Annotated in this window: 14 protein-coding genes; 9 read left to right on the plus strand and 5 right to left on the minus strand. The window is 71.4% G+C overall.

The window, feature by feature from the left end:
* Nucleotides 1-211: 211 nt before the first annotated feature.
* Both R3E98_04535 and R3E98_04540 read left to right on the plus strand, forming a co-directional pair.
* A complete protein-coding gene (locus R3E98_04535; protein ID MEZ4422651.1) occupies nucleotides 212-1,684 on the plus strand; it encodes a sigma-54 dependent transcriptional regulator in 1,473 nt (490 codons plus the stop codon).
* 611 nt (nucleotides 1,685-2,295) lie between these two features.
* Nucleotides 2,296-2,922 carry a sugar transferase gene (locus R3E98_04540; protein MEZ4422652.1) on the plus strand — a complete coding sequence of 209 codons (627 nt, stop codon included), beginning with the start codon at nucleotides 2,296-2,298 and terminating at the stop codon, nucleotides 2,920-2,922.
* Between the two features lie 440 nt (nucleotides 2,923-3,362).
* Here the strand turns inward: R3E98_04540 and R3E98_04545 are convergent, their stop codons facing one another.
* The gene (locus tag R3E98_04545; protein ID MEZ4422653.1) at nucleotides 3,363-4,871 is read right to left on the minus strand and encodes a lipopolysaccharide biosynthesis protein; all 1,509 of its coding nucleotides are present in this window, start codon (nucleotides 4,869-4,871) and stop codon (nucleotides 3,363-3,365) included.
* Between the two features lie 300 nt (nucleotides 4,872-5,171).
* On the opposite strand from R3E98_04545, the gene R3E98_04550 reads away from it, so the two are divergent.
* Genes R3E98_04550 through R3E98_04560 form a run of 3 tightly spaced genes read left to right on the plus strand, consistent with a single transcriptional unit; the run spans nucleotide 5,172 to nucleotide 10,352 of the window.
* Nucleotides 5,172-8,126, plus strand: a complete 2,955-nt coding sequence (locus R3E98_04550; protein MEZ4422654.1) for a carboxypeptidase-like regulatory domain-containing protein — start codon at nucleotides 5,172-5,174, stop codon at nucleotides 8,124-8,126.
* Nucleotides 8,123-9,103, plus strand: a complete 981-nt coding sequence (locus tag R3E98_04555) for an SdrD B-like domain-containing protein (protein MEZ4422655.1) — start codon at nucleotides 8,123-8,125, stop codon at nucleotides 9,101-9,103. The genes R3E98_04550 and R3E98_04555 overlap by 4 nt, the downstream gene beginning before the upstream one ends.
* Nucleotides 9,104-9,143: 40 nt before the next feature.
* Nucleotides 9,144-10,352 (plus strand): MFS transporter, encoded by a 1,209-nt coding sequence (locus R3E98_04560; protein ID MEZ4422656.1) that lies wholly within the window; start codon nucleotides 9,144-9,146, stop codon nucleotides 10,350-10,352.
* Here the strand turns inward: R3E98_04560 and R3E98_04565 are convergent.
* Both R3E98_04565 and R3E98_04570 read right to left on the minus strand, forming a co-directional pair.
* Nucleotides 10,291-11,892, minus strand: coding sequence for a glycine betaine ABC transporter substrate-binding protein (locus R3E98_04565; GenBank protein MEZ4422657.1), 1,602 nt, complete (start codon nucleotides 11,890-11,892; stop codon nucleotides 10,291-10,293). The genes R3E98_04560 and R3E98_04565 overlap by 62 nt on opposite strands.
* The gene (locus R3E98_04570) at nucleotides 11,889-12,632 is read right to left on the minus strand and encodes an ATP-binding cassette domain-containing protein (protein MEZ4422658.1); all 744 of its coding nucleotides are present in this window, start codon (nucleotides 12,630-12,632) and stop codon (nucleotides 11,889-11,891) included. The genes R3E98_04565 and R3E98_04570 overlap by 4 nt, the downstream gene beginning before the upstream one ends.
* A gap of 75 nt (nucleotides 12,633-12,707) precedes the next feature.
* Between R3E98_04570 and egtB the strand changes: the two genes are divergently transcribed.
* From egtB to R3E98_04585, 3 genes are read left to right on the plus strand one after another with little or no spacing between them, the layout of a single operon-like run.
* Nucleotides 12,708-14,045 carry an ergothioneine biosynthesis protein EgtB gene (gene egtB, locus R3E98_04575; GenBank protein ID MEZ4422659.1) on the plus strand — a complete coding sequence of 446 codons (1,338 nt, stop codon included), beginning with the start codon at nucleotides 12,708-12,710 and terminating at the stop codon, nucleotides 14,043-14,045.
* A complete protein-coding gene (egtD, locus tag R3E98_04580) occupies nucleotides 14,035-14,985 on the plus strand; it encodes an L-histidine N(alpha)-methyltransferase (protein ID MEZ4422660.1) in 951 nt (316 codons plus the stop codon). Before egtB ends, egtD begins: the two co-directional genes overlap by 11 nt.
* 1 nt (nucleotide 14,986) lies before the next feature.
* Nucleotides 14,987-16,192, plus strand: a complete 1,206-nt coding sequence (locus R3E98_04585) for a glutamate-cysteine ligase family protein (GenBank protein ID MEZ4422661.1) — start codon at nucleotides 14,987-14,989, stop codon at nucleotides 16,190-16,192.
* A 64-nt stretch (nucleotides 16,193-16,256) separates the two neighbouring features.
* Here R3E98_04585 and R3E98_04590 read toward each other — a convergent pair whose 3' ends face one another.
* On the minus strand, nucleotides 16,257-17,030 hold the full coding sequence (locus R3E98_04590) for a hypothetical protein (GenBank protein ID MEZ4422662.1): 774 nt from the start codon (nucleotides 17,028-17,030) through the stop codon (nucleotides 16,257-16,259).
* Complete coding sequence (locus R3E98_04595; GenBank protein ID MEZ4422663.1) at nucleotides 17,030-17,998, minus strand: threonine/serine dehydratase; 969 nt, start codon at nucleotides 17,996-17,998, stop codon at nucleotides 17,030-17,032. The genes R3E98_04590 and R3E98_04595 overlap by 1 nt, the downstream gene beginning before the upstream one ends.
* A 206-nt stretch (nucleotides 17,999-18,204) precedes the next feature.
* Here R3E98_04595 and R3E98_04600 point away from each other — a divergent pair, with 206 nt between their 5' ends.
* Nucleotides 18,205-20,916, plus strand: coding sequence for a TonB-dependent receptor (locus R3E98_04600; GenBank protein MEZ4422664.1), 2,712 nt, complete (start codon nucleotides 18,205-18,207; stop codon nucleotides 20,914-20,916).
* Nucleotides 20,917-20,922 lie beyond the last annotated feature (6 nt).

A 20,922-nucleotide genomic window follows, 5' to 3' on the forward strand; every position in this document is an offset into this window, starting at 1 on the left:
TGCGGGGGCGCGGCACAGTTGTTGCCAAATGCCACCACGGCTCCGAGGTCCGGCGCCGGATGCCCCCGATCCAGGGGTCGTTCCGGGTTCTGTCGGGACCTCTTTACCGTCGGCTCGGCAGAAGAGGATCATGGAAGATACAGCGACCCGGACGCGCGTGGGCCCCGGCCGACCCTCGCCGCGTCCCCTGGGGACTGCGGGATCGGGAGAAATGGCGAACCAGCTCGTCGACGCGGAAGTCAAGAGCTCGATCAGCGTCCTGGTGGTCGACGACGAGCATACCCTCCGGGAAAGCTGCGCCGGCCTCCTCCGCGCCGAAGGCTACCAGGTGGAGATGTGTGGTCGGGGCGACGACGCGCAGGAGCTCCTGCGGCGGAGGCCCTTCGACCTCGTGCTCCTCGACCTCTACATGTCCCAGGTGCCGGGCATGGAGATCCTGGGCTCCGCGCTCGAGGCCAATCCCGACTCCATCGTCATCGTCATGACCGGCAACCCGAGCGTGGAGTCCTCGATCGAGGCGCTGCGGGCGGGAGCCTGGGACTACATCCCCAAGCCGTTCTCGGCGACACACCTCCAGATCCTGATGGGGCGGGCCGCCCACGCGGTCACCGTGGCCCGGGAGAGCCGGGCGGGCCAGAGCGACCCGCTCAAGGCGGTCGGTCCGGAAGGGAAGATCACCCTGCTCGGCGTGTCGGCGGCCTTCCAGCGCGTCGTGGAGCTGGCGCGCAAGGTGGCCCGCACGGATGCATCGGTGTTCATCACCGGCGAGAGCGGATCCGGCAAAGAGGTCATCGCCCAGTTCATCCATCACAACAGCCGCCGCAGCAGCCGGGAGATGATTCCGCTGAACTGCGCCGCGCTTCCCGAGACGCTGCTCGAGTCCGAGATGTTCGGGCACGTGGAGGGTGCGTTCACGGGTGCCGTGAAGGAGAAGATCGGCCTGCTGGAAGCCGCCAACGGGGGCACGCTCTTCCTGGACGAGCTCACGGAGATGCCGCTGCCCATCCAGGCCAAGCTGCTGCGCGTCATCCAGGACGGCGTCGTGCGCCGCCTCGGAAGCACCTCCACCGACGCGGTGGTCAACGTGCGCTTCCTGGCCGGCACCAACGAGGATCCGATGGGCGCGGTGGAGAAGGGCAAGCTGCGGCGGGATCTCTACTACCGCCTGCGCGTGGTGCCCATCCACATCCCGCCGCTCCGGGAGCGTCCGGAGGACATCCCGGTGCTGGCGGAGCATTTCCTCAAGCAGTTCTGGAAGCAGCACCGGGGTGCCAACGAGGAAGCGCCACGCCTCACGGACGAGGCCATCGACGCGCTGCTCGACTGCCCCTGGCGCGGGAACGTCCGTGAGCTGCGCAACGTGATGGAGCACTCGGTCGTGTTGCTCCAGCCGGGCGTGGACATCCAGGCCGACCAGATCCCGTTCATCGATCGCGCCGAAGGCGGCGAGGTCTCCACGGGCGGGAACCTGCTGCGCGAGGTCCCGCTCAACCAGGACTACCACACGGCGCGCGAGCAGGTGCTGGCCGAGTTCGAGAAGAGCTACCTCCAGCGCATCGTGCGGACGGCGCGCGGGAACATGTCCGACGCCGCCCGGATCGCCGGGGTGGACCGGACCACGCTCTATCGGCTCATGCAGAAGCACGGGCTGGATCGGCACGACCTGCTCACCCGCGGCGACTGACGCGCCAGGCTCCGTCGCCCCCCGCAGGGGGCTTGGATGGCGCAGGCGGGCGCGACCCTGGACGGGCTCCGGCATCACGCCGGAGCCCGTTCATCGTCCGGACCCGTTCGTCGTCGGGAACGGTGTCCAGCGGCGCCCCGCCCGCGCGGGTCCCTTCCCCGTCCATGCGTGCGCGGATCCCTCCCGTGTCGTGCGGGAGCCACACGGATCGGTGCACGAATGCACGGATCCCGCACCCGGGGGGGCGAGGGGAAACGTCTGGATATGGCTCAACCACGCCGTTATCGCGCGATCCGCTCCCTCCGCGCTCCCTCCGCACGGCGCTTGCACCAGCCCGACCCCTCGGAGGCCGTGACCGGATCGGTCCTCCGAAATCGCGTTGAGGTTACCGAGGGTCGAGACGATTGGACCGAGTCGACCGCACACGAGAGGACGGATCGCCAATGGATGTACTGGCCTCCCCCGCGCGCTCCCGGACCGGGGCCGAACGTGGCCCCTGGGCCCCGCAATCCCCGACGGAGTTGCGCCCCCTCTTCCCGCGGGCACGGGGGCCGGTCCGGCCCCTGGGGTCGGATCCCCAGCCCGCGACCCACGAGCGGGCCCGCCGGATCGTGAATGTGATCGCCGCCGGGCTCCTGCTGATCGTGGCGGCGCCCCTGATGCTGCTGATCGCCTTCCTGGTCAAGGTCACCTCGCCGGGTCCCGTCCTCTACCGTCAGCCCCGTGTAGGGCTCGACCAGCGCAACGGGATCGATCGACGGGGAGACAACCGCAGCGGGCACGATCGCCGGCGGCGGGATCGGGGGGGCAAGGTCTTCACGATCTTCAAGTTCCGCACGATGCGCGTCGAGCAGGATGCCCCGCAGGTCTGGGCCCAGGAAGACGACCCCAGGATCACCCCGCTCGGGCGGTTCCTGCGGCGCACGCGGCTGGACGAGCTGCCGCAGCTCTTCAACATCCTCAGGGGTGACATGAACCTCGTCGGTCCGCGGCCGGAGCAGCCCGACATCTTCCGACGCCTCCGCCAGGAGGTCTCGCAGTATCCCGCCCGGCAACGCGTTCTGCCCGGAATCACCGGTTGGGCACAGGTCAACCACAAGTACGACGAGTGCATCGAGGACGTGGCCCGCAAGGTGGACCTGGACCTGGAGTACATCTCCGAACGCTCCGCCTGGAACGACTTCCGCATCATGGTCCGCACGATCCCCGTGATGCTGTTCGGGAAGGGGTCGCGCTAGCCGCTCCGGGGGCTCCCCGGTCCCGCCCCCGTCCGTCCGAAGGACCCGGTGCCCGATACGGGGCGCCGGGTCCTTCGGCGTTTCCGGGCGCTCGGGTGGCCGGGCCGCGGGACGTGGATGGGGATCCGGGAAGGGCTCGGGGGTGTCGGCTGTGCCCGCCGAGCCGCCGCCCGGGCCGTGCGCGCCCGCCCCCCTCGCCTGCCGCCCCCCCCCGCAGGCGCGGCCTGGGCGGGTCGGCGGCAGGGGCGTGATCCCAGGGGGCGGGGACGGTCCGCAGACCGGACCCGGGAGAAGCGGGACGGGAGTCGGGTGGCGCTGCGGGGGTCACGGGAGGCCGTTCGGGGCCGGCTCGGGATACGGCCAGGACCTGCGGAGCGGCGGAGGGCTACGGAGCTGCGCGGGGACCTGCACCAGTCCCACGACGTTCCGGGGATCGGCGGTCAGGACCGGCGCACCAGGCGCAGCTTGCGGAGGAGCTCCAGGGTCTCCTCCTTCGGCACGAGCCGGGTCGTCGTGACGAGGACGCCGTAGAGCACGGCCACCACGGGCACTCCGATCGCCAGCCTCAGCGCCGGGCTCTCCAGCCCCCGGAGCGGCAGGTACAGCGCCAGCGAGGTGCCGGTGGCCAGCACCAGCGAGAGGGCCAGGGGACGCCAGGGAAAAGCGGACCAGAAGGGCACTTCGAGGCGGTGGGCGACGCGGGCCAGCCCCAGGAAGCGCGTCAGGGCGAAGCCCACCACATAGGCGGTGACCGCGCCCATCAGGATCTGGTCCGGCGGGGTGAGGGCCATGATCCCGAGCGAGACCAGCAGCCCCAACACGTTGGTCACCAGCAGGAACCGTGTGTCTCCCACGGCGCGCAGGATGCCGTGGTCGATCACCACCGTCAGCAGGGAGCGGATGAGGAAGATCCGGAAGACCGGCGTCGCCGCGACATAGCTCTCCTGGAAGAGCAGGGAGATGATGTCGCGGGCGAAGACCTCCGACCCCACCCAGATGGGCACGATGAAGACACAGAGACGGGCGAGCGAGCGCAGCCAGAGCCGGTGGAGTTCGGCCAGGTCACCGCTCTGGTAGATGGTGCTGGCCCGGACCAGGAGCACCTCGGCGACGGAGGTGCTGAGCAACGCCGCCAGGGGGATCTGGACCACGCCCGCCGCGTAGATGGCGAACTCCGCGGGGGTGGCCTGGGCGGACACGAAGTAGTGGTGTGCCTTCTGGAGCGCGATCTCGAACAGCACCGCCACGGCGTACGGCAGGGCGTAGGCGAGCTGGCGCTTCAGGTCGGCGCGGTTGACCCGCCCCCCCTCCTCCCGGCCCCGGTACCGCACGTAGACCATGAGCACGAGCGCGCGCAGCGCCGCGAGCGCGGCGAGCCCCATCAGGACCGACGAGACCGTGCGGAAGGTGGACGCGCACGCGGCTGCCACGCCGAACTTCAGCGCTTCGTTGCCCATGGCCACCGCGGCGGCCAGCACCGGCCGGCGGTCGATGATGGGCAGATAGAGCAGGGCGTCGCCGGGCAGGCCGAACATGAGGTAGGCCGCCGCGAACGGCAGGAGCGCGGCGAGCTGCGGTGCCCCCTCCGGGCCCGTCATGAACCGGGCGATGGGATCTGCGCCCGCCAGGATCGCCAGCCCCCCCACGAACCCCAGCGCCCAGAGCAGGACCAGGGCCTGCAACAGGAAATGGTGGCCCTGCCGGCGATTCCGGGGCAGGAAGTAGAACAGCGAGGCGTTCAGGCCCAGGTTGAGGATGGGCTGGGCCGTCTCGGCCACCAGCAGGGCCTGCTTGTAGAGCCCGAACTGCGTCTGCGAGAAAATCCGGACCAGGACGATCGGGATGAAGAACGCGAACAGGTACCCGGCCACCCGTGCGCCCGTGAGCAGGGTCGACTGGATCGCCAGCGACGGCTCTTTGCGCGAATCGGAGCGGTGGGGGGGGCTCACGGATCGGAGATTCGGATGTCGTGGGGGCGGAACGCGGAGGCGGCGGCCTGCGGAGCGGGGAGGGTAGCGGCAATGGCCGTGCCCCTCCGGATGTCCCGTGACGACGGCGTTCTCCGGGGGCCAGTGTAGGCAGCGCGCGGCGTCCGCGCGACACCCGTCGTCCAGCCGCGGCGGGGACATCCCGGCCGCGGCGTCCGTCGCGGGCCCGCGGTACGATCCTTGAATCGCGACGATCCTTTCCATGGGGGCCGGGTATTGGGCCCGCCACCACGACCTCCACTCAGCGGGAAGCGAGCGTCCATGCGGTCCAAGCGAGCCTGGCGTCTCCTCGGCGTGCTGTTCGTGTTCGGGACGGGGGGAGCCCCTCTCGCCGCCCAGAGCATCTCCGGCGGCGCAGTCGAGGGACGGATCATCGACGCGCTCGGAGATCCGATCTTCGACGCCGAGGTGACCCTGATCGCCCAGTCCTCGGGAGCCCAGTATCGAACGGTTTCGTCGCGCGGTGGCGACGTGCTCATCAGCGCCCTCCCGCCGGGGGACTACGATGTGCGCGCGGAGGCCATCGGCTACCGGCCACGCCTGGTCCGCGGGGTTCCGGTCCGACCCGGAAGCCCCTCGCGCTTCACCGTGCTGCTCGAGCCGGAGGCGCCCCCCGTGACCCGGGTGGACACGGTGGCGTTCGCCGGCGGAGCGGCCGGCTGGATCCGCCCGGGTACGGGCCGCTGGCTCTCCCGCTTCGAGCTGAACGACCTGCCCGACCACGGCCGCACGCTCGCCGACCTCACGCGCTTCTCCTCGCGGTTCTCGGACGATCTCCAGGGCGAGGGGCTGCCCACACGCTTCACGCGCTTCTACGTGGACGGCGTTCCGGTGGAGGGAGCGCGGCTTCCCGGTGGGTCGGGCGATCCGCTGGCAGCCTTGATGCTCCCGCGCTCGGCGTTCACCGGTGCGGAGATCATCTCCGGCGACCCGGATGTGGAGTGGGTGGACTGGGGGGGCACGATCGTGTCCGGCCTGACGCGCGCAGGCGGGGATCGCGGCGAGGCCGAGGCCTTCGGCGACTACACCGGCGGCCCGCTGTGGACCTCCAGCGCCTTCGAGGGGGACGTGCCTTCGAGCCGCAGCATCCGCGGCGGGGGTGTGGTCAGCCTCCCGATCGTGCCGGACACCACCCATCTGGTCGTGGGCGTGGAAGGCTGGAGCCTGGAGACGCCCCGACCGGCCGTTCTGGGTACCCCGTTCGCCGGAGCGCCGGCCGAGCTGGGCCAGCCCTACCTGGAGCCGTTCGAGGCCGTCACCGCCTTCGGTCGGCTGGACTGGACGCTCCGGGGCGGGAACCGCTTCCACATCCGCGCCAACGCGGCGTCGCTCCTGGGCCCGGACGGGGCCGGCATCGGCACGCCGTTCGCGCCGGGGGCGCCCGGGGCGACGGAAGGGCAGGACGCCAGCGTCGGCGCCGGCGTCTACGCCGGCGTGGGCCGCAACCTCGCATTGGAGGCGCGCCTCTCGCTGGAGACCAGCACCCGCACCGGCCTGGGCTCGCCCGGCCTGGGCGGCGCCGACTTCCCCGCCACGACGCTCGCCACCGTCGGCCTTCCCATCGGAACGGATCCGGCGCTTCCCTCCGAGGTGGTGCGTACCGCCGTCACCCTGGCGCCTACGCTGCACTATGACCGGGGCGCCCATCAGATCAAGGGCGGCGGTCGTCTGGTCGTTCCGCGCTACACCTACACGGGGACCACGGACGCCGCCGGTCGCTTCGTCTTCGGCGGCACGGACGGCATCCTGTCCGGAGAAGGGGCCTGGTTCGGGGCGGACGGCGATGCCGCCACGTCCGAGTTCACCATGCTGCGCCTGGTCGGCTACATCCAGGACCGCTGGACGGTCGCCCCCGGGCTGGCCGTGACGCTCGGTCTGCAGTCCACGACCGAGTACCTGCCCGAATCCACCTGGAACACCAGCCTGGTCTGGGACTCCTTGACCGCGATGGGCAGCGATTCGGTGTCCCGGCTGTCGGGACTGGGGACGCGCTTCGGCTTCGAATGGGACGTGGGGGCCCAAGGCACCACCGTGCTCCGCGGCGCCGCCGGCCTCTCCTTCGCGCCGCTCGATCCCTACGACGTGCACCAGCTGCTCGTCGGCGATGGTCGCGTGAGCGTGCGTCAGGCCTTCAACGGGCTGGACACGTGGCCGGACGCACCGTCGGGCTCGAATGTCTTCACCACCCCCCGCGTGGCCCTGCTCGGACCCTCGTTGGAGATGCCGCGCACCGCCCGGGGGAGCGTCGGGCTCAGCCGCACGCTGGGCGCCGGGACGGCCGTCCATCTCGCCGGTGTCTTCCGCCGCACGGAGCACCTGCAGCGGTGGGCGGACCTGAACCTGGCGCTGCCGTCCGGCACCACGGACCAGCTCGGACGTCCGATCTACGGGACGTTGGGGAAGTCGGGTGCGCTGGTCCGCTCGCGCCTGACGCTCAACCGTCGCTTCCCGGGCGTGGAGCGCGCGCTGGCCCTGAACACGGACGGGTGGTCCCTGTACTCGGCAGGCACGGTCGCGATCGACCGGCACTCCCCCCGTACGGACTTCTTCGCGTCGTACACGTATTCCCAGACCGAGGACAACCTGGTGGGCGCCCGTCTGGGATCCGTGGACGCCACCCTGGATCCGGGCCTGATGTCCGGAGGCGATCCCTGGGCGGAGGGTCGCTCCGACTTCGACGTGCCGCATCGCTTCGTGGCCGGTCTGGGTCTGCGACTGCCCGTCCTGGCGGGCGCCACGGTGGCGGCGACCTACCGCTTCCGCTCCGGGGATCCGTTCACCCCGGGCTTCCGCCCCGGCGTCGATCCGAACGGGGACGGTGCCGACCGCAACGACCCCGCCTTCGGTGGAGGTCCCGATGCGGCGGCCCTGCTCTCGGAGTACACCTGCGAAGCCGCGCCGTCCGGGCAGCCCTTCGCGCGCAACGCCTGTCGCGGACCCTCGCAGCAAGGACTCGACCTGCGCCTGCGCGTGACCGTGTTCCAGCTCGGAGGGCGCGCGGCCGAGCTGACGTTCGACGCGCTGAACCTCATCGAGTCGGAGTCCGGCCTGCGCGACACCGCGTTGCATCTGGTCGATCCCGATGCGTCGCTGGTGCGCGCGGGAACCGAGACCGTGATCCCCCTGCTCGCGAACCCTGATTTCGGCACCCTGCTGGTCCGCCACGATCCGGGTCGCTTCTTCCGCATCGGACTTCGCATCGGAGGCTCGCGATGACGCGCGCACGTTGGTTCGGGATGCGGCTGGCGGCGCTCGGCGTCGCGGTCGCGGCCTTCGCCTGCCAGACGCCGGAGACCGGCGACATCCTGGAGGTGCAGGCCACGGGGACCGTCCAGGGGCGGGTCTACTTCGACGCGAACGCCAACCGGCGCGAGGACGCGACGGATCCCTCCGTCCCCGACATCCCCGTACAGCTCTCCGTGCGCGGATCGCGCGAGCCGGTGGCCACACAGATCAGCAACGCACAGGGACAGTACCAGTTCGTGGACCTGCCCGTCGGATCCTACTGGATCGACGTCGACTCGACGGTGCTGGGCGACACGCTGTTCGTGCTCGACGCCGACACGGCCCGCGTCGACGTGCGGCCGGGCGCCACCCCCACGAAGGGCGTGGGCCTGTCGCTCGCCAAGGTGTCCATCGCGGAGGCGCGCACCCTACCCGCGGGAAAGAAGGTCACCATCGAAGGGTTCGCGCTGAATTCGCGCACGGTCTTCGGGGACAGCACCGTGCATCTCAGTGACGGCCCGAACGCCATCCGCACCATCAACGTCTTCCGGGCCGGCATCCAGCAGGGGGACAGCGTGCGGCTGACCGGACGGACGGGCACCTTCATGGGCCAGCCGGTGCTGGACGGCGTCACGACGCAGATCCTTGCGACCACGGGGACGCCCCAACCCACCGTGGTCTCGACGGCTTCCGCCGCCAACGCGGTCGGCGGAACGCGCGACGCCAACCACGTGCAGGTGCGGGATGCGGTGGTGGTCGATACCGTGACGGTGCAGACCGGCGACCGGATCGTCCGCGTCAACGATGGCTCGGGCGTGCTGGAGGTCGTCTTCGACGAGGCCATCACGTTCAACCTGCCCTGGTTGTTGCCCGATTCCGTGCCCGCCCGGCTGACGGGTGTGCTGGTGCCGACCGGCACGGGTGCCTGGCAGATGAAGCCGCGCTCCCAGGCGGACATCGTCCGCTGATCCGCCGCTCCCTCCGCTCCGCCGCCCCGCGGAGGGCCGGGTGAGCGAGGTGCGGGGTCGCGCGGCCGCGGCCCTGCTGCTGCTGGCCGTTGCGGAGCTGCTGGGGATGGGGGTCTGGTTCACCGCCAGCGCCCTGTCCCGGGAGCTGGGGGTGGCCCTCGCGTTGGATCCGGGCGCCGTGAGCTGGCTCACGGCCCTCGTACAGCTCGGGTTCGTCACGGGCACGGCACTCGCCGCAGTGCTGAACCTCGCCGACGTGATGCCGGCCCGGCTCTACTTCGCGGGCTCCGCGCTGCTCGCGGCGGTCGCCAATGCCCTGCTGGTGATCGCCCCCTCCTTCGAATCCGCGGCCGCCAGCCGCGTCGCCACCGGTGTGTTCCTGGCCGGTGTCTACCCACCCGCCATGAAAATGGCCGCGACGTGGTTCCGGTCCGCGCGGGGTCTTGCCATCGGCACCGTCGTGGGCGCGCTGACGCTCGGGAAGGCGCTCCCGTTCCTCGGGGTGGGCCTGGAGCGCTTCGGGTGGCAGGGGGTGGTGCTGGCGGCCTCGGGAGGGTCTGCCCTGGCAGGCCTGATGGTCCTCATGCTGTACCGCGACGGACCGTATGCCTTCGAACGCCGCCCGTTCTCCTGGCGCCTCGTCGGAGCGGTGGCGCGCGACCGGGGCGTGCGCCTCGCCACGGCCGGATACCTCGGGCACATGTGGGAGCTGTACGCCATGTGGACCGCGATCGCGCTCTTCTTCGCCGACGCCCTGACCGGCCGCGGGATCTCCAACGCCGGCCTTCCCAGCGTGCTGGCCTTCGCGACGCTCGCGGCCGGGGCGGTGGGCTCCATCGTGGCCGGGCTCGGGGCCGACCGCTGGGGCCGCGAACGTGTGGCCGCGGGCGCGATGGCCGCGAGCGCCTTGTGCGCCCTCAGCGTCGGCTGGCTCGAACGCGCGCCCCTGTGGGTGCTGGTGCCGCTCACGCTGGTGTGGGGCCTGACGGTCGTGGCCGATTCGGCGCAGTTCTCGGCGCTCGTCACCGAGGTGGCGCCGCGGCACGCTGCGGGCACCGCGCTGACGCTCCAGACCTCGCTGGGCTTCCTGCTCACGATGGTGACGATCCAGGCCACTCCGTGGGCGGCTCAGCGCTTCGGGTGGGGCCCGGCCTTCTCGGCGCTGGCCATCGGTCCGCTGCTCGGCATCATCGCGATGGTCCGGCTGGAGGGGATGCGGCGGCGCGCCGCCGCACCCCCGGTGGGGTGACCACCCGCTCCAGCACGGCGAGCGCGCCGTCCACGACCAGGGCCAGGAGCGCGGCCGGGACCGCGCCGGACAGGATGAGCCGCGTGTCGGACAGCGCGAGGCCGGCGACGATCGGATCTCCGAGGCCACCGGCGCCGATGAAGGCCGCCAGCGTGGCCGTGCCCACGTTGATGACCGCCGCCGTGCGGACCCCGGCCATGATCACCGGGGCGGCCAGTGGGAGGCGGACGTGCCGCAGCGTCTGGTACGGCGTCATGCCCACGGCCCGCGCGGCGGCGACGGCCGTGGGGCTGGCGCCGGTCACGCCGGTGTACGTGTTCCGGACGATGGGAAAGATGGAGTAGAGGAAGAGGGCGACGATCGCGGGCAGGACGCCGATGCCGAGCAGCGGGATCATGAACGCGAGCAGCGCGATGCTGGGAAGGGTCTGCAGCGTGCCCGTGGCCCGGATCACCGTCTCGGCCAGGCCCGGCGCGCGCTCGAGCGCGAGGCCCAGCGGGAGGGCGAACGCGAGCGCTGCCAGGAGCGACGTGCCCACCAGGAAGAGATGGCGCAGCGTGTTCTCGACGATGTCGTCCCGCTGACCCCCCACCCAGGCGAGCCAGGAGGTGCGGGGCGGGGCGGAGGCCGAGGCCTCCTCGCGGGCGTCCAGCACGCCGATCTCGTCCAGCAGCCAGGCCGCGGCCTGGGCGGGGCTCTCCCCGTCCACCTCCACCCGGCGATTCGCCGCCCGCATCCGTTCCACGTCCAGCCGCCCGCTGAGCCGCGTCAGCTCCGCCACCGCACCCGGTTGTCCGCTCCAGAGGCGGTTGCTCACCACCGCGCTGGCTTCGTAGGGAGGGAAGAAGGCGCGATCGTCCTCGAGCACCACGAGGCCGTAGCGGTCGATCAGGCCATCGGTGGAGTAGCCGTCGATCACGTCCACCCCGCGCTCCACCAGGGCGCGGTACTTCACCGCCTGGAGGAGGGAGCGCTCGGCGGCGAAGCGCAGGTCGTAGGCCGTGCGGAGCCCCGGCAACCCGTCCGGCCGTCCCAGGAAGTCCGGGGAGAACCCCCCCACCAGGTCCGGCGCGTGTCGCGCGAGATCGGAGAGCGTGCGCAGACCCAGGGAGTCGGCGGTCTCGGGCCGTACGGCGATGGCGTACGTGTTCTCGAAGCCCAGCGGGGGCAGCCAGTGCACGCCGTGGCGCCGCAGCGATTCGGAGGCCACGCGGCCGTACACGCGCGCGGGATCGCCTCCCGGCGGCTCGCCCAGCACGGCGAGCAGCCCGGTCCCCGTGTACTCGGGGTAGACGTCGGCGTCCCCGCGCGTGACGGCGGCGTACGCGATCTCCGTGGCCCCGAGGCCGGGCCGGCGCGCGACGGCGAAGCCCCGGGCCTCCAGGAGCTGGGCGAACACCTCGGCCAGCACGAAGGACTCCGCGAAGGGCTTCGAGGCCACGGTGACGGAAGCGGGCGTCTGCTGCGCGCTCGCGACCGGTGGAGGGACCGAGGCCGCGGCGAGAAGGCCGGTGAGCGCCGTCGCGGCCAGGCGGCTCACGCGTCGAGCCCCGCGCTGTGCAGGAGCGTGGCCACGTACGGCGTGGCCGGCTGCGCCGCGAGAACCGGGGCCGACGCCTCCTGCTCGATCCGGCCGGCGCGGAACACCGCGATGCGATCGGCCAGCAGGAATGCCTCACGCAGGTCGTGCGTGACCAGCAGCGCGGCCACCTGGAGCCGGCGGCGCAGTGCGCCGAAGGCCTCCTGTTGCTCGGCGCGGGTGATGGCGTCGAGCGCGCCGAACGGCTCGTCCAGGAGCAGCACGTCGGGACGGGCGGCCAGGGCGCGCGCGAACGCCGCCCGTTGGCGCTGACCGCCGGAGAGCTCACCCGGGAAGCGCTCGCCGAATCCGGACGCGGGCAGCCCGACCAGATCCAGCGCGTCGCGTGCGGCCGCCTCGGCGTCGGGCCGGCCGAGGAGCCAGGGAACCGTGGCCGCGTTGCGGAGCACCGACCAGTGCGGCAGCAGCCCCCCTTCCTGCGGGACGTAGCCGATGGAGCGGCGGAGCCGGTGCGGATCCAGCGTCGAGACGTCCTCGCCGTTGGACCACACGCGCCCCCGGTCCGGCCGCAAGAGGCGGTTGAAACAGGTGAGGAGCGTGGTCTTCCCCGAGCCGCTCTCCCCGACCAGCGCGACGCACTCTCCTCGCTCCACGGTGAGCGAGACGTCATCCAGCGCGCGGACCGGACCGAACGCGTGTGTTACATGCTCGGCGCGTAGCGCCGGAACCGACGAGGCCATCCGGTAGTTTAGTAGGATCGGGGAGCGGGCCGCGACGGCACCGCCGAAGCCGTCGACGCGAGGAAGGCCGCAGGAATGCCCCAGCTGCAGGAAGGACGTCCGCTGGCGGCGGGCGAGATCGTGGACCTCCTGAGCGAGGCCCGCGCCCGCACGTGGTTGCTGGTGTCCACGCTCGAGCCGGAGGACCTCCGGCGTCAGCACGATCCGCTGATGAGTCCGATCCTGTGGGATCTGGGGCATATCGGGCACTTCGAGGAGGTCTGGCTGCACGAGAAGCTGGGCGGCGGCTCCGCCACCGGGGACGGCGAGGGGCTACGCGGCATCTACAACCCCTTCGAGAACCCCCGTGCCTCGCGCGATCGGCTGGCGCTTCCCACCGCCGCCGAGCTGCAGACGTACCTGGGCGAGGTTCGGCGGCGGGTCGAGGAGCGGTTGCGGCGCGCGGACGCGCAGGGCGATCCGGAGTTGTTGGCGGAGGGATACGTCTACCGGTTGGTGTTGCAGCACGAGTACCAGCACAACGAGACCATCCTGCAGACCCTGAAGCTCAAGCAGGGAAGGGAATGGATGCCACCGCGGGTGCGGGCCTTCCCGGACGCGCTCGAGCGCGCGCGTGAGCTGGAGGGCGCGATGGTGCGCATCGAGGGAGGACGCGTCGACATCGGTACCGACGACCGCTCCGCGGCCTACGACAACGAGCGACCCTGTCACACGGTCGAGCTCCAGCCCTTCGAGATGGACGTGGCGCCCGTCAGCAATCGGGCGTTCGCGCGCTTCGTGGATGCGGGTGGCTATCACGACGCGTCGCTGTGGTCGTCGGCGGGGTGGGCCTGGCGCGAGCAGGAGGGGCTCGAGGCGCCTCGGTTCTGGGTCCGGGACGGCGACACGTGGGGGGAGCGGCGCTTCGACCGTCTGGGGCCCCTCCGGGCGGATCATCCCGTCTGTCATGTCTCCCACCACGAGGCCGCGGCCTACGCGCGCTTCGTGGACCGGCGCCTGCCCACCGAACACGAGTGGGAGGCGGCCGCGACCTGGGACGGCTCCGCCGGCCGGGCGCGGCGCTTCCCCTGGGGAGACGATCCCCCGGATGGGTTGCGGACCAACCTGGATGCGCTGGCGTTCGACACCGCGCCTGTCGGTGCCTTTCCGGAAGGCGCAGCGCCGTCGGGCTGCGAACAGATGATCGGCGATGTCTGGGAGTGGACCGCGAGCGACTTCGAAGCCTACCCGGGCTTTCGTGCCTTTCCATATCGCGAGTACTCCGAGGTGTTCTTCGGAGACGAGTACAAGGTGCTGCGCGGCGGTTCCTGGGCCACGCGGCCCGGTGCCATCCGGGGCACGTTCCGCAACTGGGATTACCCGATCCGCCGGCAGATCTTCGCCGGTTTCCGGTGCGCACGCGATGTCGGCTGAGCGCGTGGCGCTGCTGGAAGGACTGTCGGCGACCCCGAAGCGGGTGTCGTCCAAGTACTTCTACGACGAGCGCGGATCGGAGTTGTTCGAACGCATCACGGAGCTGCCGGAGTACTACCCCACCCGCACGGAGCGCGCGCTGCTCGAGACGTGGGCACCCGAGCGACTCCCGCTGCTGCGCCCGGTGCGGCTGGTGGAGCTGGGTGCGGGGAGCGCCGAGAAGACCGAGCTGCTCCTGGACGTGCTCGTGCGCCAGGCACGCGAGCGCGGCTCACCGGCCTGCTACGTCCCGGTGGACGTCAGCGGCGACTTCCTGGAGCGGACGGCCGAGCGGTTGCGCAGGCGTTGGCCCGACCTTCGGGTGGAGCCGCTCGTCGCCGACATCACGGCGCCGCTCCCGTTGGAGCCCGCCCGCGAAGGGGCGAGCCTGGTGGCCTTCCTCGGCAGCACGATCGGCAACTTCCACGCCGATCAGGCGGCGCGCCTGTTGGCGCGGGTGCGCGCGACGTTGGGCGCCGAGGATCACCTGCTGCTGGGCGTGGACCTCAAGCCCGGACCCGGGAAGACGGTCGCCGAGCTCGAAGCGGCGTACGACGACGCCCAGGGCGTCACGGCCGCGTTCAACCTCAACGTCCTCCACGTCCTGAACCGGCGCTTCGACGGAGACTTCGACGCGGCGCGCTTCGCGCACCTCGCGCTCTACGACGAGGCGCACGAGCGCGTGGAGATGCATCTGGTGGCCCAGGAGGCCCACACCGTGCGGATCGCCGGACAGGACGTACGCTTCGAGGCGGGGGAGCGGCTCCGCACCGAGATCTCGTGCAAGTACGACCGGGCGGGTATCACCGCGCTGTTCGCCCGCGCGGGGTTGGACCTGGTCCAGTGGACCACCGATGCGCACGGTCGGTTCGGCCTGGCGCTGGCCGCGCCGGCGGATTGACGTGGAGACCGACCGCCACGCGTTGAGGGCGGACATCGCCCGGCGTCTGTTCCGCACCGACGCGGGGGTCGCGCTACCCGACCGGATGGGCCTCGAACTCGAGCTGCTTCCCGTGGAGCGGGAGACCGGGCGCGTCGTACCGCTCGAGGGCGAGGACGGAACGAAGAGGCTCCTGGCCCAGGTCGGGTTGACCTTCAATTGGACCGTGGATCCGCTGGGCATCCACCACGCGCCGTGCGGATGCCGGGTCACGTTCGAGCCTGGGGGGCAGATCGAGATCAGCACGCCGACGGCTCCGACGGTCGACCGCGCTGTCGACTGCCTCCGAGCCGCGACCGACGCATTGGCCACGGTCGGAGAACGCTGGGGGATCGCGCTCGAAGCGGTGGGCTTCGATCCGCGCACGCCCCTGTCCCACACGCGCCTGCAGTTGGACGATCCGCGCTACCGCGCCATGGATCGACACCTCGCTCGCTTCGGTCCGGCAGGAGCCCGGATGATGCGGCAGAGCTGTGCGTTGCAGGTGAACCTCGACCTCGGTCGTGACCCCTTCGGACGTTGGCAGGCGGCGAATCGCATCGCACCGTTGCTGACGGCCCTGTTCGCCAACTCCGCGCGCGCGGAGGGGCAGGAGACCGGGTGGCGCAGCTGGCGCGCCGCGCAGTGGAGGATGCTCGATCCGAGCCGCACGGGATGCGTGGGTCCGGGTCACGATCCGGTCCGCGAGTATCTGGCGTTCGCACGGGCGGCCGATCCGTTCCTGGAAGCGACCGCCTGGACGGAGGCCGGTCGCCCGACGGCTGCGTGGGAGCGCCATCTCAGCACGCTCTTCCCGGAGGTCAGGCCCCGCGGATACCTGGAGCTGCGCTCGATCGACGCGGTCCCCCTGGAGTGGGTGGCGGCGCCGTTGGTGGTGGCGGCGGGCCTGCTGTACGACCCCCGCTCCGTCGCGCGGGTACGCGACGCGCTCCCGTTCCCGGACGAGGCGGACCTGGGCGCGGCCGCGCGCGAGGGGCTCAAGGACGACATCGTGCGGGCGATGGCGGCCTGGGCCTTCGAGTGTGCTCTGGAGGGCGCGGAGCGGCTGGGCGCCGCGTTCATCGGTGGGGCGGCATTCCGGACGGCGCTCGACTACTACGAGCGCTTCACCGCAGAAGGCCGCGACCTCTCCTCGCCGACGGCGTCGGTGGGCGCGCAGGCGGGCTGAGTCCGCTCGACCGTGCGGGGCGGGGTGCGGCCGCCGGCGGTCGGCGCAGGATCCGGTCGCGCCTTCAAAGCGGACGTGCGCGCAGCCCCTGTGCGTCCAGCGTGAAGACGGACCCGGACGGCACGGGGGCCCACCCGGGGTCGGTGTCCAGGCGCTCGGAGGCGATCAGGACGCCCTCCGGGGCGAGTGTGCCGCCCTCCAGCGCGTACAGCGAGTTGCACGCGTCCGTGGAGGAGGCGCGGGCGCCATGCAGAACGCCGGTCGGCGTCAGCCATGCGCACACGATCTGGGCCTCTTCGCCGTCGGCCGCGGTCGCGGCGATCGACGTATCCACCACGTCCGCGAGGGCGTCCGGCGGAGAAGCGCCCCGACGCACGCGCTCGAGGACGTTGAGGAACAGGAGCTCGGTGTCGGTCGTCCCCTGGAGCAGCGACAGCGTCTCGTCGCTCAGGGGGGCGAGGAGGCGCCGCAGGCGTTGGCGGTAGCCCCCCAGGAAGCCGTTCAGGACGAACGCGTGCCCCGCGCGCAGCAGGGGCGGCGTCCCGTCGGGCCCGAGTGGCACGCCGTCCGTGATGTTGCGTAGCGCAGCCAGGGCGGCCGGCGCCGCCCGCGTCTGGAGCACGGGCTCCAGGTCGTGCGCCTGCCAGAGCGGTGTGCCGGCCGACAGGCGCAGGAGCCGGCCCTGCTCCATCCAGACCACACCCCAGCCGTCCGCGTTCACGGAGCCGCTCAGGAGCTCCTGCGGGGCCCAGCTCTGCCGCAGCAGCGGATGGTTGCCGCCGTACACCAGCGGGGCAACCGGGGCGGGCGCGCCCACGTAGGCCGTGAGGCGACACATCAGCCGCCGGCCAACAGGGCGGGGATACGGTCGGGGTCCACGTTGCCGCCCGACAGCACGACCACCGTGGGGGCGTCGTCCGCGCCCACCGGGATCCGACCCGACAGCACGGCCGCGAGCGCGGCCGCTCCCGCCGGCTCGACCACCAGCTTGGCGCGCTCGAGGATCCAGCGCATCGCCGCCCCGATCTCGGTGTCCTCCACGGTCACGACCTCCCGGACGTGGGCCCGCACGATCGGGTAGGTCAGCTGCCCGGCCATGGGCGCCGCCAGACCATCGGCGATGGACGCGACGCGCTCCAGCCGCACCGGCTGGCCGCGGTCGAGGCTCGCGCGCATCGCGGCGGCGCCCACCGGCTCCACCCCCCAGATCTCGGCTTCCGGCCGCAGGGCGGCGAACCAGGTGGCGATCCCCGCGATCAGGCCGCCGCCGCCGATCGGCACCACCACCCGCCGCGTGCCCGGCACCTGCTCCAGGATCTCCATCCCGACCGTGCCCTGCCCGGCGATGACGTGGGGGTCGTCGAACGGGTGGAGCAGGTAGTAGCCCTCCTCCCGGGCGAGGCGCTCGGCTTCGGCGAACGCCGCGACCGCGTCCGGGACGAGCACGACCTGTGCACCGTAGCCCCGGGCGCCCTCCACCTTGGCCCGGGGCGCCGATGCGGGCATCACCACCGTCGCCCGGGTGCCGGACCGCGCGGCGGCCCAGGCCACCGCCTGGGCGTGGTTCCCGGCGGACACGGTCACCAGTCCGCGCGCCAGCGTCTCCGGCGGAAGCGTCAGCGCGCGGTTGAGCGCCCCGCGCACCTTGTAGGAGCCGGTCTTCTGCAGGCTCTCGCACTTCAGCGCCAGTGGCGTGCCGGCCGCATCATCGAGCGTGCGGCAGGTGTGGACAGGGGTGCGGTGGACGCGCCCGCGCAGGCGTCGGGCGGCAGCCCGCACCGGCTCCGCGGCGACCTCAGGGTCCATCGACCACTCTCCCGTGTGAGGAACGGAGCCAACCTGGGGGTCGGCGGGATGGGCCGCCACCCGCGTGTTTCCCGTTGCTGGGGTGTGACCGATCCCTCTACCTTCCGGTCGAATTCGTCGGGCCGGTCCTCGAGGATCGGAGGCGCCCAGGCCGTACCGAAGGGCCGGAGGCGCCCTGGCCCGCACCCTTCTCCCAGAGGAGCCCGATGCGTACGAAGCTGGCGAGATTCGCGCCGGTCGCGCTGTTGCTGACCGGCCTCATGACCTCCCCCGCGGCCGCCCAGCAGGGCACGTTGAACGGCCGGGTCGTGGACGCCGAGACGGGCACACCCGTGCAGGACGTGGCAATCGAGGTGCTGGGAACCGGCGATGCCCAGGCCGCCGGCGTCCTGGGCAACGCGAACGGGCAGTTCCGCTTGTCCCTGGTGAGCGGGACGTACTCGATCGTAGCCTCACGCATCGGGTACGAGTCCGCTCGCGTCGACGGGGTGAGCATCGCGGCGGGTGAGACCACCGACCTGACCATCGAGCTTCGCTCGAACGCCTTCGTCCTCAACCCGATCGTCGTGACCGCCTCCCGCCGCCAGGAGAAGGCGTTGGAGTCCCCGGCATCGGTGACGATCGTGGGCGCCGAGGCCATCGAGGAGCGCGCGGCCCTGTCGCCGGTCGAGCACGTGAAGGCGCTGCCGGGGGTGGACGTGGCCCAGTCCGGGCTGTCCCAGGCCAACGTCGTCACCCGCGGGTTCAACAACGTCTTCTCCGGCGCGTTGCTGGTGATGACGGACAACCGCTACGCCAGCGTGCCCTCCCTCCGGGTGAACGCCTGGAACTTCATCCCGATCAACAACCTCGACCTCCAGCGCATGGAGGTGGTGCTGGGTCCGGGCGCCGCGCTCTACGGCCCCAACAGCGCCAGCGGCGTGCTGCATATGATCACCACGTCGCCCATCGACGATCCGGGCACGCGCGCCGCCATCGCCGGGGGGGAGCGCTCCGTGTTCCAGGGGCAGTTCCGGACCGGCGTGGCCCTCTCCGACCGGGTCGGCTTCAAGATCTCGGGGCAGTATTCGCAGGGGGACGACTGGGTCTACCGTGATCCGGCCGAGGTGGAGGCTGCGCTCGACGACCCCTCCAATCCGCTCATCGGTGCGCGGGATTTCGAGCAGAAGCGCTGGGGCGGGGAGGCGCGCTTGGACCTGCGGCCCTGGGACGACGGGGAGATCATCTTCAATGCCGGTCTCAACACGGCGGTGTCCACGATCGAGCTGACGGGTCAGGGCGCGGGACAGGCCAAGGACTGGACGTACTCGTACTTCCAGACGCGGGTGAACAAGGGCGGTCTGTTCGCGCAGTTCTTCCTCAACTCCAGCAACGCGGGTGATACCTACCTCCTTCGCACCGGCGACCGCATCGTCGACGAGTCGAAGTTCTACGCCACGCAGCTGCAGTACAGCCTGGACGTCGGGGAACGGCAGGAGCTGATCTTCGGCGTCGACGGGCAGTGGACGCGTCCCGAGACGGACGGAACGATCACCGGTCGCAACGAGGACGACGACTCGATCGACGAGATCGGGGGATATGTCCACTCCACCACCGCGCTGTCGGACCAATTCGATGTCGTGGCCGCCCTGCGCATCGACAACCACAACCGCCTCGAGGACCTGGTGTTCTCTCCGCGCGCGGCGCTGGTCTTCCATCCCAACGACAACCAGAACCTCCGCTTCACGTTCAACCGCGCGTTCTCGACGCCCACGACGAACAACCTGTTCCTCGACCTGCTGGCGCGCCGGATCCCGATCACATCGACCATCAGCTACGACCTGCGGACTCTGGGCGTACCCGAGACCGGCTTCACGTTCGACAACTTGTGCACGGGCGGCTTCGAGGGTCTCTGCATGTACTCCCCGTTCGCGGCCGGACAGCTTCCGGCCAACGCCGGGGTCCTCTGGGACGGCCTGGTCGTCCCCCAACTCGTGGCGGGACTGCCGGCGACGCTGACGCCGTTCGCCGGCGCCATCGAGGCAGCCCTGCGCTCGGGCAACCCGCTCGCGGCGGACCTCACCCGGCTGATGGTGTTGAACACGGAAGGAGGACAGCCCTTCCTACCCTCCAGCACTCCGACGCCGATCGAGGCCATCAAGCCCACCATCACCAACACGCTGGAGGTGGGCTACAAGGGCATCTTGGGCGAGCGGTTCCTGGCTTCGGTCGATCTCTACCGCAGTCAGGTTCAGGACTTCGTCGGCCCCCTCCGGGTCGAGACGCCGACCGTCTTCTTCGACCCCCAGGGCACGGCCGCCTATCTCCAGAGTCTGCTGGCGCCGGTGCTGGGACCGGCCATCGGTGCGGAGAACCTTGCGGCCGTGATCGCGGAGATGACCACCGCCGCGGCACAAATCCCCCTGGGTACGGTGGCGCCCGATCAGGCACCGGGCCCGGATATCCTGCTCACCTACCGCAACTTCGGGGACGTGTCCTTCTGGGGCGCGGACTTCGCCGGTCAGTTCCTGGTCACGGATCGCTTCAGCGTGACCGGTGGATTCTCGCTGGTGAGCAAGGACTGCTTCGACGCCAACGAGGACGGGACCGTCGACTGCAACGGTGTGTCCGACATCGCTTTGAATGCCCCCAAGCACAAGGGGAGTCTGGGGGCGCGCTTCTCGGACGTGCGGCGCGGGATCACGGTCGAGAGCCGTGCGCGCTACACCGCCGGATTCCCGGTGAACTCGGGCGTGTACAAGGGGAACCTGGACGCCTACACCGTGGTCGACGCCAACGTGAGCTATCAGCTTCCCTGGCTGCCGGACGCGACGGTGGGGGTGACGGCCACCAACCTCTTCGACAACATGCATCGCGAGTTCGTGGGCGCGCCGGAGATCGGACGACTGATCCTGACGCGCCTCCAGGTTGCGTTCTAGCACGCA

This window comes from Gemmatimonadota bacterium, assembly GCA_041390125.1.
Lineage (GTDB): Bacteria > Gemmatimonadota > Gemmatimonadetes > Longimicrobiales > Gaopeijiaceae > JAGQIF01.

What these genes read in the sequence shown, in the direction of transcription:
- egtD (MEZ4422660.1), top strand. Translation starts at nt 14,035, where the DNA reads ATGTCGGCTGAGCGCGTGGCGCTGCTGGAAGGACTGTCGGCGACCCCG.
- egtB (MEZ4422659.1), top strand. Translation starts at nt 12,708, where the DNA reads ATGCCCCAGCTGCAGGAAGGACGTCCGCTGGCGGCGGGCGAGATCGTG.
- R3E98_04600 (MEZ4422664.1), top strand. Translation starts at nt 18,205, where the DNA reads ATGCGTACGAAGCTGGCGAGATTCGCGCCGGTCGCGCTGTTGCTGACC.
- R3E98_04570 (MEZ4422658.1), bottom strand. Translation starts at nt 12,632, where the DNA reads ATGGCCTCGTCGGTTCCGGCGCTACGCGCCGAGCATGTAACACACGCG.
- R3E98_04555 (MEZ4422655.1), top strand. Translation starts at nt 8,123, where the DNA reads ATGACGCGCGCACGTTGGTTCGGGATGCGGCTGGCGGCGCTCGGCGTC.
- R3E98_04590 (MEZ4422662.1), bottom strand. Translation starts at nt 17,030, where the DNA reads ATGTGTCGCCTCACGGCCTACGTGGGCGCGCCCGCCCCGGTTGCCCCG.
- R3E98_04550 (MEZ4422654.1), top strand. Translation starts at nt 5,172, where the DNA reads ATGCGGTCCAAGCGAGCCTGGCGTCTCCTCGGCGTGCTGTTCGTGTTC.
- R3E98_04595 (MEZ4422663.1), bottom strand. Translation starts at nt 17,998, where the DNA reads ATGGACCCTGAGGTCGCCGCGGAGCCGGTGCGGGCTGCCGCCCGACGC.
- R3E98_04535 (MEZ4422651.1), top strand. Translation starts at nt 212, where the DNA reads ATGGCGAACCAGCTCGTCGACGCGGAAGTCAAGAGCTCGATCAGCGTC.